The following is a 16178-nucleotide window of genomic DNA, read 5'->3' as shown; positions in this document are numbered from 1 at the left end:
TAATCGAGTGGGAATGAGGGTTAAATTTCCTCGATATAAAATTCTACAGAAAAGCTAGCCTCTGCAAGGCTTTGCAGGCATCTCTAGGTCTTGTGGTTGGCGACGGAAAAAAGCTGTCCCACCGGTCCACCGGGTCCTACTTCTCCACCTTGTCGTGCATCACCATGATCGTTTGTTGCATCAGTGCACAAAGCGTTTCATGGCCGTCTTTGACTGCGAATACCTCTGCCTGAGTGACGATTAGCGTACGGCCGGGGCGGACAACCTGGCCACGGGCGATCAGGATTTCGCCGTCGGCCGGAGCGACCAGATTCATCTTGTATTCGACAGTCAATACAGACGCACTGGCCGGCACCAAGGTCATCGCAGCGTAGCCGCCTGCGGAGTCGGCAATCATGCCCACCACGCCGCCATGTACGAAGCCGTGCTGCTGCTCGACACCACTCCAGACTGGTAGGTGAATTTCGGTGTGGCCGTGTTCAATCACGGGCAGAGTTGCCTGGATCAATGTCATCGCATTCTGGCGCATGAAGCTGGCGCGAATGCGTTCGGCGAAGAGGGAGTCGGGTGCATGTGCCATAGAGGGGATTGTATTGGTAAATTCCACAATCATATCCGCAGCACTGTCGGCGATAAATACGCGTAGTTTGCCGACTAGTCGTTTACTCGGTCATGTCTCTGGTCGAACCGCTGAATTGTGCGTTTTGCCGCGTACACAGCGCGGTATTCCGCATCTTTAGGCTGCACCTAATCCCCGCTTTCGAACAATCAAATTCCAAGCTGTTTTTGGCGTCGGCAACCTGGGTTCTACCTCGTGAACGAACACGAGGCGACACTCAGGAACGATAGCCGAGACCTGTTCGTTCCTGCATCGAAGCCTGCTCTTGGAGATGGTTATGAACGGCCGGAAAGGATTGGTTAAATTAGGTGCGGCACTCAGCATGGGCGGAATGGCTCTGGCCTGCTCGGCCACGGCGGACGCAAGCGTTGTGGTGGGAGTGGCGGGTCCGATGACGGGGGAGCACGCGTCGGGGGGAGACCAGTTTCGCAAAGGCGCGGAACAGGCTGTCAAAGATATCAACGCGGCAGGTGGTTTGCTCGGGCAGCAGCTCGACCTGGTCGTCGGTGATGACGTCTGCGATCCCAAGCAGGCGGTTTCCGTTGCCAACAGTTTCGTCAACAAGAAGGTGGCGTTCGTCGATGGCCACTGGTGCTCCTGTTCCACGTTGCCGGCATCCGACGTCTACAACGACGCGCAGATCCCACAAGTCACTGTGTCGACCAACCCCAAAATCACGGAACGCGGTATCGAGGGAATCTTCCGTATCACGGGCAGGGACGACCAGCAGGGACAGGTTGCGGCCGACTATATCGCTGCAAACTTCAAGGGCAAGAAAATCGCCGTCATTGATGACAAGACGGCGTATGGCGGCGGTCTGGCGGACGAAATTGCAAAAGATCTGGCGGCGAAGCAGGCACCCGTGGCGCTGCGCCAGTCGATCACGGCCGGTGAAAAGGACTACTCCGGTTTGATCAGCAAACTGAAGGCGAACGGCATTCAGATTCTTGCTTACGGCGGTTACTACCAGGAAGTTGCGTTGATTCTGCGGCAGGCGGCGCAGGCAGGGCTCAACCTGACGGTGCTCGGCGGCGACACGCCGACGAATAATGAACTGGTGACTGCAGCAGGGCCGGAAATCAACAAGGTTCTGTTCACCTTTCCGCCCGACCCGCGTAGGAGCGCCGCAGCTGCAAAGGTGGTGGCGGCCTTTCGCGCGCAGAAGATCGAGCCGGAAGGCTACATGCTGTACTCGTATGCCGCGATGCAGGTTTTCGCAGAGGCCGCGAAGAAGGCCAACTCCACGGACTATGCGGCGATCGTGAAACAGCTTCACAACGCATCGTTCAGTACGGTAGTCGGCCAGGTGGACTTCGACGCGAAAGGCGATCTGAAGAGTCCCGGCTATGTGGTCTACCGGTGGAAAGGCAACAACTACGACTATGTGAAGTGACGCGTCCTGTCCAGTCTTTGTAGCGAGGAAAGAGGCGGTGCGTCGCTCTATTGCGCTGCCTCTGCAGCAGATTCACCGGAGAGGACATGAGCCAGGCACTGCAACAACTAATTAATGGGCTGACCTTGGGCGCCGTCTACGGCCTGATCGCGATCGGCTACACGATGGTCTACGGCATTATCGGCATGATCAACTTCGCTCACGGCGATATATACATGGTGAGCGCGTTCATCGCTGTGACCTGCTTCACGCTGCTTGCAGGCAGCGGAATCTCCTTGGTCGTGGCGAGCATTGCAATTACGCTGATCGTATCGATCGCACTGGGATCCCTGCCATGGATTGAAGATGCGATACGTCAACCCAAACAATGGGAAGTATGCGATGGCGACGATGGCTACTTTCATGCAGTTGTTGCCAAGGGGGTTTTCGACGGAAGCATATCGCTCAACCGACGCGACCGTCTTTGTGCCGATCGAAGGGAGGGGCCGTAGCCGGATTGGAGGCGACGTTGTCGTGGAGTGGAGCAAGCGGGATATCTTCGTCGTCCCGTCGTGGCATCACGTCCAGCACGAGGCAGACGAGGACAGCGTCTTGTTCTCTTTCTCCGACCGGCCCATACAGGAGGCGCTTTACCTGTTCAGGGAGGAGAGGGGCGCAGCTTGAATCGGCTTAGCCGGTGTCACCGCCGGCTACTGGCAACACCGTGCCCGTGATATAGCTTGCCTCGTCTGAAGCGAGGAACAGAATCGGCGCGGCCTGTTCGTCGATGCTGCCGTAGCGCTTGAGAAAGGTTGATTCAGTGACCTGCCTCACCGCGTCGCCCATCCAGATCTTTTCCTGCTCGCTGTCGCCGGCGGTATTGCGAGGGACGCGTCGCGGCGGTGCGTCGGTCCCGCCCGGCGCGGTGGCGACCACACGGATGTTGTGCTCCGCGTACTCCATCGCCAGTGACTGCGTGATCGCGTTGACACCGCCCTTGGCCGCCGAATACGGTACGCGGCGGATACCGCGCGTGGCATTCGATGAGACGTTGACGATGGTCCCACCGCCACGCGTGAGCAGGTGCGGCAACACAGCATGGCAGGCATACAGCGTGGGCATGAGTGAACGGCGAATTTCCGCGTCAATTTGCTCAGGTTCGAACTCGGCGAATGGACGCATGCGAATCGCGCCACCGACGCCATTGATCAGTATGTCGATGCCGCCAAACTTGCGCACTGCAAAAGCCATCGCCGATGCCGCGCCTTCGTACGTCTCGAGGTCGGCGACGAAGCCTGCCGTCTCCGCGCCACCTGCTTCAGCAGCAACTTCAGAGACGAACTCCGCGCGGTCGACGAACAGCACCTTGCCGCCCTCCGCGGCCGCACGAAGCGCTACGGCGCGACCAATACCCTGTGCCGCGCCAGTGACGACCATGACCTTGCCGGCAAATCGTTGCGTGCTCATGCGGTCCTCGGTGCTGCGTTAGGAGTGAACTTCTCGTAGTGGAAGCTGTTGGGCTTCACGCCGTTGTCGTCGAAATGCTTACGCACTGCATCGACCATCGGTGGCGGCCCGCACAAATAAACGTCGACATCACCATCATTCAAGGCCTCGGCCGGCATGTGCTGCGTCACCCAACCTTTGCGGGGATGAGTCGAATCCGTGTCGGCCACGACGGTGGCGTAGGTGAAATTCGGCAACTTCGCCAGGTACGCTTCGATTGCATCGACCTGCACTAGATCGAGGTCCCGGGTCACGCCATAAATCAGGTGGACCTTCTGCTGCGAATCGGCACGCACCAGTACTTCCAGCATCGACAGGAACGGCGCCAGGCCCGTGCCGCCAGCGAGGAACAGCAACGGCCGTTCTGCTGCGCGCAGATAGAAACTACCGAGCGGCCCGGTCAGCTCCAGCTTGTTGCCAGGCTGCGCGGAATCGAGCCAGGTGCTCATCACGCCACCGGGAATCCGCTTGATCAGAAAACTGACTTTCGATTGCCCCGGCGCCGATGAGAAAGAATACGAACGATGCTGGCCGCTGCCGGGAACATCGATGTTGACGTACTGACCCGGCAGGAATGCCGGCGCGGTCGCATCCACGTCCAGTTCGAGCACGACGGCCGCATCGTTGTGCGGCTCCACCTTCGATACCGTCGCGGCGAACCGGCTCTGTTCAGTCTTGCACGCAGTGGAAGAGGCCGGCACGGCAATCACACAATCGCTTTGCGGCACCATCTGGCAGGTGAGTACAAGGCCACTGTCTTTCTCGTCGTCGCTCAGCGCGTCTTCGATGTAATCGTCGCCAAGATCATAGTTGCCGCTCTCGGCGCGGCACTTGCAGGTACCGCACACGCCATCGGAGCAATCCATTGGCAGGTTGATTTTCGCGCGAAAGGCGGCATCAAGCACCTTCTCGCCCGGCTTGCATGCGACGAAGCGGGTCACGCCGTCTTCGAAGTTCAGTGCAATGTTGTAGCTGGACATGTTGTCTCCTCTACTTCCAGTTTCCTCCCGGGGGTCGACATCAAACGTGGTAAATGTCGAGTACCTGGCGGATGTAATCGTTCTTCAGCACAATTTTCTTGCTGGCAATCAACAGGGCATCGTCGACCTTTCGCAAAGTAACGAACATCGTGCCGAAAAAATGATCGTTGATTCTGTAGCGGTGGCTGAGCGTGTCGAAGTTGTAGCGCACGTCCACTTCATTGCCGCGTTCGGCCAGCACTTCTACATTGGTGACGTTGTGACTGGTTCTCGGTTCGGGCATCGACGCACTACTGCGTTCGGTCTTGATGCGGAACACCCGGTCTTCCAGGCCGCCACGGTCCGGGTAATACATCAGCGAAATCTGACTCTCGTGATCATCGGTGAGCTGGTCGTCGTCGTCCCACGCCGGCATCCAGTAGGTGACGTCCTCGGCATAGCAGGCGAGCCATTCGTCCCACTGGCGGTCGTCGAGCAGGCGCGCTTCGCGGTACAGCGTGGCGCAGATTTTTGGGTAGTCGAAGCTCATGCCACGGCCTCCTCGCGTTCTTGTTTCAGTGCGTCGCGCATCACCTGAACCCAGTATTCGTGCTGGCACACAAACAGGCCTTCGTCTTCGCTGCGCTCGCCCGAGATGAGCGGCTTCATGCCCATGCTTTTCGCGTTCGCGTCGGGACCTTCGACCCACAACGGCGCGCCGCGCGAAAGGTCGTTCCACATCGCCGTGGTGCCGGCATAGCCAGCTTGGCACGCGCGGAACTCTTCAAGGTCATCTGCGGTGCCCATTCCCGTGACGTTGAAGAAATCCTCGTATTGGCGAATGCGGGTAGCGCGGTCGGCTGCGCTCTCGCCCTTGGGGGCAAAGCAGAAGATGGTGACTTCGGTCTTGTCTACGCTCAACGGGCGGACCACGCGAATCTGGGTGCTGAACTGGTCCATCAGGAACACGTTCGGATACAGGCACAGGTTTCGAGTCTGGTTGACGATGAAATCCGCCTTCACTTCGCCGACGCGTGCCTTGATTTCCTCGCGGTATTGATAAACCGGTCGCACTTCAGGGTTCATCGTCTTGGTCCACAACAGAATGTGGCCGTGGTCGAAGCCGTACACGCCGGCTACCGACTTGCTCCAGCTGTTCGCATCCACAGCCTTCGTGCCATCGACCTTGCGGCGGTCCATCGTCGCGGCATAGTTCCAGTGCACGGTGCTGACGTGGTAGCCATCGCAGCCGTTCTCCATCTGCATCTTCCAGTTGCCGTCGTAGATGTACGAGGAGTTGCCTCGCAACACTTCCAACCCGTTCGCGGCCTGGTCGACGATCTGGTCGATGATGACCTTGGTCTCGCCGAGGTAGTCCTCCAGCGGCATCGCGTCCGCGTTGAGGCTGCCGAACAGGAAGCCGCGGTAGCTCTGGAAGCGCGCGACTTTTTTCAGGTCGTGCGAGCCGTTGGTATTGAACTGCACCGGGTATTCAGTGGTCTTCACGTCCTTCACTTTCAGGAGCTTGCCGGTGTTGGCGAAACTCCAGCCGTGGAACGGACAGGTGAAAGTGCCTTTGTTGCCGTGCTTTTTCCGGCAAAGCATGGCGCCTTTGTGCGCGCAGGCGTTAATGACCGCGTGCAGTTCTCCGCTTTTGTCGCGAGTGATCACGATGGGCTGGCGGCCAATCCAGGTGGTGTAGTAGTCGTTGTTGTCGGGAATCTGGCTTTCGTGAGCCAGGTACACCCAATTGCTCTCGAAGATGTGTTTCATCTCGAGCTCAAACAGATCAGCGTTGGTGAAAATATCGCGGCGGCAACGGAATACACCGTTTTGCTTGTCGTCCTGAACGGCGGTATGCAGCAGTTCATCCAGTTGCGAGGCTTTGTCGATAATTGCAGACATGAGTGCTCTCCCTACGCGTGCGCCAGGTGATGGAGCACGCGCATCGGTGTCGAAAGATTCTTGCGAAGGATTGAGCGGCAGCAGTGGTACGACGTAGCTGCCGCGTTCAGCGGTCAGGCGATAGCAGACGCACGCAGACGATGGACGACCTGGTTATCCTTGCCTTGAACCAGCGGAGTCAACTCGATGTTGAACTCGATTTCCTTGTACGCGTCAGCCGTCATACCCAACGCAGTGCCGCCGGTCTTTTCGACGACATGCGGAATCAGATCCTCGCGGGTCGCGTAGGCGAAGTCATCCCAGATCAGCGGGTCGCCCTCGATATTGATTTGCGTCGTCAGCTTGCGGTACTTGTCGCTGGTGACGAAGAAGTGCACATGCGCCGGACGGTTGCCATGGCGGGCGAGCACGTTCAACAATTGCTGGGTCGCGCCCTGCGGCGGGCACCCGTAGCCTACCGGCATGAGCGTACGGAATTCGTACTTACCGTCGGCACCCGTGCTGACCGCTCCGCGCAGGTTGAACTCGCTCTGCGCGCCGGTCGGGTCGAAGTGCGAATAGAAGCCCTTTGAATTAGCGTGCCAGCATTCGACCACTGCGCCTGCGACGGGTTTGCCGTCCGGGCCGGTCACGGTGCCGCGGATGACGAGTGGGCCTGCATCCGGATCGGGATTGACGTCGATCCTGGACACGCCATCGCGCACCGGCGCGCCGGCGACATACAGCGGACCTTCGATAGTGCGCGGCGTGCCGCCGGTGATTTCAGCAGCCTTGTCCTCTGCATCCATGCGAATGTCGAGATACTTCTCCAGACCGAGACCAGCGGCAAGCAACGCCGCTTCGCCGTCCTGGCCGAGCTTGTTGAAATAGTGAACGCCGGCCCAGATTTCGTCGGGCGTCATGTCAAGGTCGTCGATGGCCTTGAACAAATCGCCCAGCAGGCGATGGACAATCTGCCTGGCGCGAGCACTGCCGTCCTGGCTACCGACGTTGGCAGCAGCCTTTAACAGGTCCTGCGCTTCCTTCGTATCAAACACCTTGACGCTCATGTCTGCTCCTGAATCTCTATTTTATTTGGGGGTAAACCCTTGGTTTAGCACCCTCTTGGATATGCTTGAAAGGTATAATTGGTGCTGAAACAGAGTGTGAATGCAGAATAGTGGACGCCGGAAGGCCTCGTCCAACACTGATTTAGTATTGGTCTATATCTACAAGGTATTGAAATGGAGCTGCGCCATCTTCGCTATTTCGTCGCCGTAGCCGAGGAACGTAATTTCACGCGCGCGGCGCAGCGGCTGAACATGGCCCAACCGCCTTTGAGCCGTCAGATACAGCAACTTGAAGAGATTCTCGAGGTGCAGTTATTCCAGCGCGACTCGCGCCCGTTGAAGCTAACGGAGACGGGCAAGTTTTTCTATGCTCATGCCGTCCAGTTGCTGGCTCAGACGTCCGAACTCGAATCAATGACGCGGCGTGTGGGCAACATCGAGCGCAGCCTCTCTGTCGGTTTCGTGGGTTCGACGTTGTACGGCATGCTGCCAAAAATCATCCGGCGCTTTCGCGACGAGAACACGACCGTCGAACTCAGCCTCCATGAGATGTCGACGATGGACCAGATTCGCGCGCTGAAAGACGGCCAGATCGATGTCGGGTTCGGCCGTATCCGCCATGAGGACGCAAACATCCGCCGGGTGATTCTTCGCGAGGAGAAGATGATTGTTGCGTTCCCGGAGGGCCATGCACTCTCATTGGGCAAGCCCGTCCTCGCGCTCAGCGACCTGATCAACGAGACGCTGATTATTTTCCCCAAGGCGCCGCGGCCCAGTTATGCAGACCAGGTGCTGTCGGCATTCGCAGACCGTGGTCTCAAGCCTCGCCGGATATATGAAGTACGGGAGTTGCAGATTGCGCTAGGCCTGGTCGCAGCGGGGGAAGGAATTGCTGTCGTTCCGAGTAGCGTGTATGGCCTGAAGCGAGACGACGTGAGTTACAAGGAACTGGACGACCCCACTCTGGTTTCCCCAATCATCATGAGCACGCGAATGCTCGACGAGTCGCGGGACCTTCGGGAACTGCTTGAACTCATCTATCGGTTGTACGAGGAGGAAAGGGTGCCTTACGCGCCCCGTAACGATGCCGGGCGGTGATACTCGCTTACTGTCCGAGGCCATCAGTAGGAAACCTCCCAGGTAGCCTGAAACGATTGACCGGCGTGTACTAGAGTGTACTTACGACGCCTTCAACGGGGATTCTTCCATGGACACTCATTCGATTCTGGGCATGATTCACGCCGAAGAGGCTTTACTGGTCTCCATCGTACGGTCGTTACCACCGGACATCAGACGCGCGGTCGCCAACGATTTTCATGAGCAGGTCGAACTCGCGGGGACTTCGCACCTGAATCCGACAACCGATCGGGAAGCGAGCGACGCGTTCAGGGCTCACATCAAAAGATTGTCGATCATGCTTGCCTCGCTGTCGTGAAGAGAGGTCGATCAGTCCGAGGCGCCACGTCTGGCGCGCACGGCTCATGCTGATCCTTTTCATTGCGCCCGCAGGTTTGTTTCGCGATGGCGTCGCACGTCTGCTCGGCGAGGTGGCCGACGGCGCCGAAGTGAAATGCGCCGACTACACGTTGAGCCCTATCGATAGCGGGCAAACGGTCGACGTACTCGTGCTCGACGGTGACTATCTGCCGGAGGCGCTCACTACCGCAAGCGCTTCTCATCGCGGTGCACCGAACGTGCCGGTGCTTGCGCTGCTGACCTCGGTCGATCCTCAGGCCGTCGAGCAATTCATCTCGGCAGGCGTTGCAGGTCACCTGGGTAAATCGGAGTCGAGCAATGCACTGGTCGATGCACTGCGCCTCCTCGTTGCCGGCGGGCGGTATCTGCCGTCGGCCATTCGCTGGTCGGCGGCCACCGCCGCTACCGCTTCCACCGACGCGCTGCAAAGGTCCGCCGTCGCGGCCGATCCCAATCCCCACTTTCTGACGCCTCGCCAACTGCAGGTGCTGGCGCTCGCGGCGCGCGGCGATTCGAACAAGTCAATCGCGCGACAGTTGAACATTACGGAAGGCACCGTAAAAGTGCACTTATATACGGTGTACAAAGCACTCAAGGTCGGAAGTCGGGGGCAGGCGAGCGTTGCCGCGGCGCGGTTGCAGAAGGTCGGCGATGTGCAACTTCACCAGGCGCTGGACGGCCAGCTTTCGATCAGTCGGCTGCTGACTTATACGACGCCCACCCGTTTTCAATCCGGCCACGTCCTCTTTCACAAAGATGACCGAAGCGATGCGCTTTACTACGTGGTGCACGGAACGGTCATGCTCGAGGAGATCGGCATCGAGGTGGGGCAGGGCACGATACTGGGCGAAATCGGGCTCTTCTCTCCCGACCATCGGCGCACGTGCACGGCGCGTTGCAAGAGCGAATGCGAGTTGCTGGTGGTCTCGTCGACCGACGCGATGCGACTTTATTACCAGGACCCGGAATTCGCCACCTATCTGATCCACTTGATTACCCGCCGATTGGAGGCAGATAAGCTGCGCACGAGGCATTAATTGCGACTGTCGAACGTTTATTGCAGACACGGTATTTCAGTGTGCTTCGGCTTTGTCCGATATCGACTGACATAAAGCGGATGGCGGGTGAAAAAAGCCGTTTTTCCAATGTTTTTTTGACCTATAACACATACAAATCGCCAGTCTCCTGAAGACATCGGCCGCGCGTTCGCGTCGCTCCGTCAGGCGGCGAGATTCACCATTTCGAGCATTTCGGCTCAACGCTGAAAGGTTGCGCTTGCGTGGGCGCAGCTCTTCCGACGTGACATTTGAAAGAATGCGCAGGGACAGTTAAGTCCGTTGCGTATAAGACCCGTGCACGCAAAAAATGGCTTGAATAAAAGTGATGGCAGATTTCCCCCGTTCGCCGGATGGACTGGTTTGTGTCGTTCGCGCCGTACTGTTTATGGATCTCGTTGAGTCCTGCAGGCTGATGCAGGATAACGAGGTCGAAGCAGCGCGGCGCTGGCGCGCGTTCAAGGCGCAGATCGAGAATGAGTTTGTGCCTGCGCATGGCGGCCGCCTGATCAGAACTGAGGGCGACGGACTCATGGTCACGTTCGTGCGCCTGCAGGATGGACTCTCCGCGACCTTCGCGATCCAGCGCGCGTCGCGCGAGGTCAACGCAGGCGAGCCGGCGAGCAAGCACATGCTCTTGCGGATGGGCTTGCACATCACGGAGTTGTACGAAGACGAGCGTGACGTGTACGGTCGCGGCGTCAACCTGGCGGCGCGCCTCTACACGCTGGCGGGACCGGGAGAGATCGTGGTGTCCGCGCAGGTACGGGATCAGCTTACTTCCGAACTGGACGCGGAAATCGACGACCTCGGCGAATGCCATCTGAAGCATTTCGAGCATCCGGTGCACGCCTATCGGATCGGTCCGCCCGGTCCACGTCCGCTGATCGAGCGTGGTGCCGCTTTTTTGCCGGAGCTGCGGCCCACCATTGCGGTGATTCCGTTCGTCTTGCGTGGCGGCGACGTCGAACAGCAGATGCTCGGCGAAGTGCTCGCCGACGAGATCATTTCCTCCTTGTCTCGCACGGCCGAGCTTCTGGTGATCTCGCGTTTGTCCACGACCGCGTTTCGCGAGCGCGGCGCATCACTCGACGAAATCAGCAGGTTTCTCGGCGCGCGTTACGTACTGTCGGGCGCATATCGCATGTCGGGCGATCAGTTCGTGCTCGTCGCCGAGCTCGCCGAAGCCAAATCGCGTCACATTTTGTGGACGGAGAGCATCAGAGGCCGCACGTCCGAGATCACGCTCGGTGAAGACGAACTGATCGGCCGGGTGGTCGGCGGGGTCAGCAATGCGATCATCAATCGCGAACTGCATCGGGCACGATCGCAGGCGTTGCCCACGCTCGAAATCTCGACACTGCTGATGAGCGCCATCGTGCTGATGCACCGCGGCGTGGCGGACGACTTCAACCGTGCGCGGGACATGCTGGACGTGGTGATCGAACGCGCGGGCAGACAGGCATTGCCGCATGCATGGCTCGCCAAGTGGCATGTCTTGCGCTTCAATCGCGGCTGGACCGATGACCGCAGCGGCGAAGCAAATGTGGCGCTCGAATGCACGCGGCGCGCGCTCGACGCCGATCCTGAGTGTTCGCTCGCGTTGACCATCGACGGATTCGTGCACACCAATCTGCTCAAGCAGCTCGACGTCGCGCAGCAGCGCTACGCGCTCGCGCTCTCGGTCAATCCCAACGATTCGCTTGCATGGCTGCTCAAAGGCACGCTGCACGCATTCGAAGGCGAGGGCGAGGAGGCTGTCGACGCAACTGAGCACGCCCTCAGGCTTTCGCCGCTCGATCCCTTGCGCTATTTCTACGAGTCGCTAGGCGCAACGGCCGCGCTATCCGCGGGCCGATACGAACGCGCGGTGGAACTGGCGCAACGGTCCCTGCGGGTGAACCGTACCAACACGTCCACGTTACGTGCGCTGGCGATTGCGCAGTCGCTGCTCGGCAACGTCGAGGCGGCGCGTTTGACGGTCGGCGAAGTGCTGGCCATCGAGCCGGCGCTGACGGTGCGACGTTATCTTGAACGCTCGCCTAGCGGCGCATACAAGACCGGCAAGATCTGGTCGGAGGCACTCCGTCAGGCGGGATTGCCTGGCTAGATAGAAGAAGCGATGAATGCGGTGCTGGATCCCTGAGAGAGGAGACATCTCGTGAGCGGACTTGGCGGTGCGGGTGGGGCAGGCGGTGCAGGTGGAGCTGGTGGGGCGGGCGGCGCTGGCGTTCCGCCCGGCGGTGGCGGCGCGGGTGGCGTCTATGATGCGGGCGGCGGCAGTTCGGGCGACCCGCGGCTTCTCGCGGAAGCGCTGATGGGACACCGCGACGGGATAGTGGGCAGTTGGCGGACTCCGGAGCTGGTGACGCTCAACAAAGATAATCAGAAACTGCAGGATCTCACCACACCGCAGCCGCCTGCGCTCGACGATCCCGCTCAACTGTGGCGATGGGAACCTTGGGTGCGCGCGACGGTGTTCGATTTCGAACTGCTGACCAGTCTGAAGTTTTCGTTTCCCGACCCTTACACCGCCATGCTGTCTCATCGGGCCGCGTCAGGCGGCGCGGACGTGAAAGTCGTCTCTTTGAGCCGCCCGGACGTGGCCGTTTTCACGAAACAACTCGACTGGCTGGACTTCTATTCGGACCTGCGCGAGGACCGCGCCGCTGAGATACTGTGTCAGATGGGCCCACAAGTGGCATTCTGGAGCACCCTCATCTATCTGCACCCGAGCCGCACGCCGAAGACGCTCGAACTGCTCGATGCCGCTGTGCGGTTCGCAATCTTCGCGGAAATTCGCTTCAAGCATGCGATAGCGGCGCAAAGGGCCATCGAGTACTCGACCCAGGTGCAGCCGATGATCCAGACGCCGGGGCATGGCTCGCTACCGAGCGGCCATTCGACTCAGGCGTTCATTATCGCGGTAGTGCTGTGCGCATTGTTCAATGCGCAGCCCAACTCCGTATTCCGTCAGCAGGCGATGAGGCAGGCGTACCGCGTCGCGGTGAATCGAACGGTGGCGGGTGTGCATTTTCCGATCGACAGCATTGCGGGGCACGTGCTCGGTACTTCACTCGGGGAATACTTTGTCGCGCGGTGCAAGCCGAAGCTTGGCGGCAACGGCATGATTACTCCGCGCTATTTCAAGGGCAACGGTATCAACGCCAACGGTCCGCACGGCAATCCGGATTTCGATTATCACGAGCCGCTGAGCGACGCCGATGTCGCTGCCTATATCCTGAACAATCCGGCCATGACCGCGCCACAGGTGCGGGCCTACTTCTCGTTCATCGACTGGGACGCTGCGCAAACGGCCGTGGATGGATCCGACATTCTGTGGTGGCTATGGAACCAAGCGGCGAGCGAGTGGACGGGTAAGAGTCTCCAGAACACGCGTTAGCCGTAAGCGTGTCGATGCGTGCAGAAAGGGTGGCATATGAGCTGGCAATCTTTGGCGGGCGGCGGCGCGTGGAGCGGTCTCAACTGGATCGGACGCGCCGCTAACAGCACCCGCGCCGACCCCTATCTGGCGTGGGCGGACACAACGGCGTTTGCTCACCTCGGTGGGCAACCCACCGGTTGGGTGCGCGTCATCCTTGAACTGGAAGCGCACTGGCCAGTGGCGGGCGCTCCGCCCCTTACCGCGCAGACGTTCGCGGAGAGTCTGGAAAACGCGAATGCCGCGTGGAAGACTTGGATTCAAGTATCGACCGTCTATCGCTTTCCGCCGCATGATCTGGAAGCGTCGCGCTTCCTGACTGCGATCGTGACAAAGCAGTTCTTCACCGAAATCGATGGCGCCATGAAGGGTGTCGTGAAGCGCTTTGAACTCGGGATGCCGATCGCTCCTGGCGACGCGGTGCAGTCTGTGGCTCCTGGTTCCGAAGCGTCCATGCCGGGAACGCAGCCCATCTTCGGTCCCGTCGTTCAACCGGGCGCAGCGGCCACTGACGCGCCGCACGCCGTCTTCATGGGTGTCATGGACGACGGTCTGGCGTTCGCTCACGAACGCTTTCGTTCCGTCGCCGATATTCCGTTGACCCGTATCGAATACTTCTGGAACCAGGATGACGCAGCGGTGGCATCACTCGGCGTGCACTACGGGCGTGAGCTAGCCGGCGCCGACATAAACGGCTTGCTCAATCAGTGCGTGACCAAAGGACTCGTGGATGAAGACGCCGTGTATCGGCTCAACGGTTACGTCGGCGCGCGCAAACGCTGGGCGCACGGCACCGAGGTGATGGATCTCGCGTGCGGCGTGAGGCACAACAAGATCGAGGCCGCCGCGTTGACCCTGGAAGGGGAGCGGACGGGAACGGTTCAACCGCCGCGTATCCTGTGCGTCCAGTTCAGGACGGCAGGGCGAATGATTCGCGACACGTCCGGGCTCTGGTTCGCCGTTCATGCACTCGACGCGATCCGCTACCTCCTGCGTCGCGCCGACGATCTTGCCGAAGGCGCGGGGTACTCGGTTGTACTCAACCTGAGCTACGGCTATATGGCGGGTCCGCACGACGGCAGTTCGATCATTGAAAGCGCGATGGATGAACTGATCGGTCTGCATCGCGATCTATCGATCGTCGTACCCGCGGGAAACAGCAACATGCTGCGCTGTCATGCGGAACTCAAGCTCGAGAAAGGAACGTCGAGCCCGCTTACGTGGCGTGTCCTGCCCGATTGCGCCACGCCCGGTTTTCTTGAGATATGGTTGCCGAAGAATGTCGACGCATCCAATCTGACTGTTCAGATCACACCTCCGGGAGGAGGCACGAGCCCCGCGTTTCCCGTCGAGAATCTCTACACGTGGCAACCGGGGCGCAATGTGCTGTGCACGGCGGTCTATCTGGATCGCGTCGCCACGGGGGACTGCAAGATGATCCTGATCGCACTCGCCCCTACAACGATGAATCATCCGCAGCGCGATCCGGCGCCGGCGGGCAACTGGACCGTGACGCTGACGAACGGGTCGAGTGACGATCTGGAGATTCACGCGTGGGTACAGCGTAATGAAACGGCCTACGGCTATCCACTGCGAGGGCGCCAGTCGCGCTTCGAGGATCTGGCGTACAAGCGGTTTGTTTTTGGGGCCCACGTGCGGGACTTCGACGAAGGCAATCCGTCGACGTGGATCAAGCGTAGTGGCACGTTGAGTTCCATTGCGACTGGCGAGCACACCGTCGTGGTCGGTGCCTATCGCAGGACTGACGGACGCGCTGCGACCTACTCATCGACCGGACCTTCTCTTCTGGCGACGCAGCGATCGGGTCCGGATGCGGCGGCGGTCAGCGAAGACTCCGTCGCGTGCGCAGGCGTGCTGAGCGCGAGTACGCGCAGCGGCTGCCTCGTTGCGTTGAGCGGAACCAGCGCCGCGGCGCCGCAGGTGGCCCGCTTGCTGGCGCGGCAAAAAATCATCGAGTACGCGAATGGATTGCAGCCCAATACGTTCACGCCTCAGCCTTCCGCTCGCGTGTGGATTGAAACCGAGGCGAATTCCCTCGATCCAGATCAGGTCGCGGCGGTCCCTCACCTGCTAGGCCCATGCTTCGGCACGTTGAATCCACCACCGGTGCCGCTCGGTCAACATGCCTATGTGCCGCGTCTGCTTGAGATTCGGGCAGGCTCCGGCAGGTTGCCTTCGCCGCGCTGGAAGAAAAGAGGTATCAAGCTGTAGCGAGGCCATAGCGCGAGGAGGACCGAGTCTTGTTCACCCCGGCCCCCGTCGTGCGTCGCCTGCGTCACGTGCGTCCGCTGCCGCGCTCCGGAGCGGACAGAAAGATCATTGACCTCCCTTGAAAAGCTGCTGGAGCCTTGCCGCTTCTCCGTTGTGCTGCGAGCGCACGAGGTCCTGATAGACATCGGCACGGGTTTTGCCTTGTTGAATCGCGGCGCCGCCCGACATCGAGTTGGTCGACATGTCTGACCCTTGCGAACTGTTCAGGATTTCGGTTGCCGTCGGCGGCTGTTGCGCGGTGGTTTCCTGCGCGTTTGCCTGCCATGAGCACGCGCAGAGCACGCCGCTGACCAGTAAAAGTGCTGTCTTCATTTTGACTCTCCTTTCGAAATGGCGGCGCATGCACCCGCTGCGCCGAACCGAAGCGCCGATGTGCGCCGTGTCCAGGGAGAAAGCGGGTCGCTCCGTGGAACGGAGTGAGTGCGATCGGGCGAGGTTGCAGAGACGCTTAGGTTGATTGCAGTATGTGTGTCGGGCGCGGGCTCGGCTATATGGCATTGGTG

14 protein-coding genes and 1 pseudogene are annotated in these 16178 nt (G+C 59.9%); 8 read left to right on the top strand and 7 right to left on the bottom strand.

Annotated features, from left to right (window positions below; translation table 11 throughout):
- Positions 1-136 precede the first annotated feature (136 nt).
- The gene (locus M0D67_RS00790) at positions 137-580 is read right to left on the bottom strand and encodes a PaaI family thioesterase (protein ID WP_154565010.1); all 444 of its coding nucleotides are present in this window, start codon (positions 578-580) and stop codon (positions 137-139) included.
- 370 nt (positions 581-950) lie between these two features.
- On the opposite strand from M0D67_RS00790, the gene M0D67_RS00785 reads away from it, so the two are divergent.
- Both M0D67_RS00785 and M0D67_RS00780 read left to right on the top strand, forming a co-directional pair.
- Positions 951-2012, top strand: a complete 1062-nt coding sequence (locus M0D67_RS00785) for a branched-chain amino acid ABC transporter substrate-binding protein (RefSeq protein ID WP_266236855.1) — start codon at positions 951-953, stop codon at positions 2010-2012.
- An 86-nt stretch (positions 2013-2098) separates the two neighbouring features.
- Positions 2099-2335: pseudogene (locus tag M0D67_RS00780) on the top strand (branched-chain amino acid ABC transporter permease LivH); the annotation flags it as partial.
- Positions 2336-2681: 346 nt separating this feature from the next.
- On the opposite strand, the gene benD reads toward M0D67_RS00780, so the two are convergent.
- From benD to catA, 5 genes are all read right to left on the bottom strand, one after another.
- On the bottom strand, positions 2682-3458 hold the full coding sequence (benD, locus tag M0D67_RS00775) for a benzoate diol dehydrogenase BenD (protein WP_154564988.1): 777 nt from the start codon (positions 3456-3458) through the stop codon (positions 2682-2684).
- Positions 3455-4477 carry a benzoate 1,2-dioxygenase electron transfer component BenC gene (benC, locus tag M0D67_RS00770; protein WP_171926031.1) on the bottom strand — a complete coding sequence of 341 codons (1023 nt, stop codon included), beginning with the start codon at positions 4475-4477 and terminating at the stop codon, positions 3455-3457. Before benC ends, benD begins: the two co-directional genes overlap by 4 nt.
- A gap of 40 nt (positions 4478-4517) precedes the next feature.
- Positions 4518-5006 carry a benzoate 1,2-dioxygenase small subunit gene (gene benB / locus M0D67_RS00765; protein ID WP_154564992.1) on the bottom strand — a complete coding sequence of 163 codons (489 nt, stop codon included), beginning with the start codon at positions 5004-5006 and terminating at the stop codon, positions 4518-4520.
- A complete protein-coding gene (locus tag M0D67_RS00760) occupies positions 5003-6361 on the bottom strand; it encodes a Rieske 2Fe-2S domain-containing protein (RefSeq protein WP_171926032.1) in 1359 nt (452 codons plus the stop codon). Before M0D67_RS00760 ends, benB begins: the two co-directional genes overlap by 4 nt.
- A gap of 113 nt (positions 6362-6474) precedes the next feature.
- Complete coding sequence (catA, locus tag M0D67_RS00755; protein ID WP_154564996.1) at positions 6475-7410, bottom strand: catechol 1,2-dioxygenase; 936 nt, start codon at positions 7408-7410, stop codon at positions 6475-6477.
- A gap of 174 nt (positions 7411-7584) precedes the next feature.
- Between catA and M0D67_RS00750 the strand changes: the two genes are divergently transcribed.
- From M0D67_RS00750 to M0D67_RS00725, 6 genes are all read left to right on the top strand, one after another.
- Entirely contained in the window at positions 7585-8508 is a 924-nt protein-coding gene (locus M0D67_RS00750) for a LysR family transcriptional regulator (RefSeq protein ID WP_154564998.1), read from the top strand.
- A 109-nt stretch (positions 8509-8617) separates the two neighbouring features.
- Positions 8618-8845, top strand: coding sequence for a hypothetical protein (locus tag M0D67_RS00745; protein WP_154565000.1), 228 nt, complete (start codon positions 8618-8620; stop codon positions 8843-8845).
- 46 nt (positions 8846-8891) lie between these two features.
- Entirely contained in the window at positions 8892-9923 is a 1032-nt protein-coding gene (locus M0D67_RS00740; protein WP_154565002.1) for a LuxR C-terminal-related transcriptional regulator, read from the top strand.
- 346 nt (positions 9924-10269) lie between these two features.
- Positions 10270-12051, top strand: a complete 1782-nt coding sequence (locus M0D67_RS00735) for an adenylate/guanylate cyclase domain-containing protein (protein ID WP_266236848.1) — start codon at positions 10270-10272, stop codon at positions 12049-12051.
- Positions 12052-12102: 51 nt separating this feature from the next.
- A complete protein-coding gene (locus M0D67_RS00730; RefSeq protein WP_266236846.1) occupies positions 12103-13344 on the top strand; it encodes a phosphatase PAP2 family protein in 1242 nt (413 codons plus the stop codon).
- Positions 13345-13380: 36 nt separating this feature from the next.
- Positions 13381-15615, top strand: a complete 2235-nt coding sequence (locus M0D67_RS00725; RefSeq protein WP_171926038.1) for a S8 family serine peptidase — start codon at positions 13381-13383, stop codon at positions 15613-15615.
- Positions 15616-15720: 105 nt separating this feature from the next.
- Here the strand turns inward: M0D67_RS00725 and M0D67_RS00720 are convergent, their stop codons facing one another.
- Positions 15721-15987, bottom strand: coding sequence for a hypothetical protein (locus tag M0D67_RS00720; protein ID WP_154559715.1), 267 nt, complete (start codon positions 15985-15987; stop codon positions 15721-15723).
- Between the last annotated feature and the right edge of the window lie 191 nt (positions 15988-16178).

The sequence above is a fragment of the Paraburkholderia sp. SECH4 genome (assembly GCF_030511745.1).
Taxonomy (GTDB): Bacteria; Pseudomonadota; Gammaproteobacteria; order Burkholderiales; family Burkholderiaceae; genus Paraburkholderia; species Paraburkholderia madseniana.
This window is presented reverse-complemented; position numbering and strand designations above follow the sequence as displayed.

Bases quoted from the DNA above. Each gene is read 5' to 3' on its own strand.
- M0D67_RS00790 (WP_154565010.1), bottom strand. From the start codon at position 580: ATGGCACATGCACCCGACTCCCTCTTCGCCGAACGCATTCGCGCCAGC.
- M0D67_RS00785 (WP_266236855.1), top strand. From the start codon at position 951: ATGGCTCTGGCCTGCTCGGCCACGGCGGACGCAAGCGTTGTGGTGGGA.
- benD (WP_154564988.1), bottom strand. From the start codon at position 3,458: ATGAGCACGCAACGATTTGCCGGCAAGGTCATGGTCGTCACTGGCGCG.
- benC (WP_171926031.1), bottom strand. From the start codon at position 4,477: ATGTCCAGCTACAACATTGCACTGAACTTCGAAGACGGCGTGACCCGC.
- benB (WP_154564992.1), bottom strand. From the start codon at position 5,006: ATGAGCTTCGACTACCCAAAAATCTGCGCCACGCTGTACCGCGAAGCG.
- M0D67_RS00760 (WP_171926032.1), bottom strand. From the start codon at position 6,361: ATGTCTGCAATTATCGACAAAGCCTCGCAACTGGATGAACTGCTGCAT.
- catA (WP_154564996.1), bottom strand. From the start codon at position 7,410: ATGAGCGTCAAGGTGTTTGATACGAAGGAAGCGCAGGACCTGTTAAAG.
- M0D67_RS00750 (WP_154564998.1), top strand. From the start codon at position 7,585: ATGGAGCTGCGCCATCTTCGCTATTTCGTCGCCGTAGCCGAGGAACGT.
- M0D67_RS00745 (WP_154565000.1), top strand. From the start codon at position 8,618: ATGGACACTCATTCGATTCTGGGCATGATTCACGCCGAAGAGGCTTTA.
- M0D67_RS00740 (WP_154565002.1), top strand. From the start codon at position 8,892: ATGCTGATCCTTTTCATTGCGCCCGCAGGTTTGTTTCGCGATGGCGTC.
- M0D67_RS00735 (WP_266236848.1), top strand. From the start codon at position 10,270: ATGGCAGATTTCCCCCGTTCGCCGGATGGACTGGTTTGTGTCGTTCGC.
- M0D67_RS00725 (WP_171926038.1), top strand. From the start codon at position 13,381: ATGAGCTGGCAATCTTTGGCGGGCGGCGGCGCGTGGAGCGGTCTCAAC.
- M0D67_RS00720 (WP_154559715.1), bottom strand. From the start codon at position 15,987: ATGAAGACAGCACTTTTACTGGTCAGCGGCGTGCTCTGCGCGTGCTCA.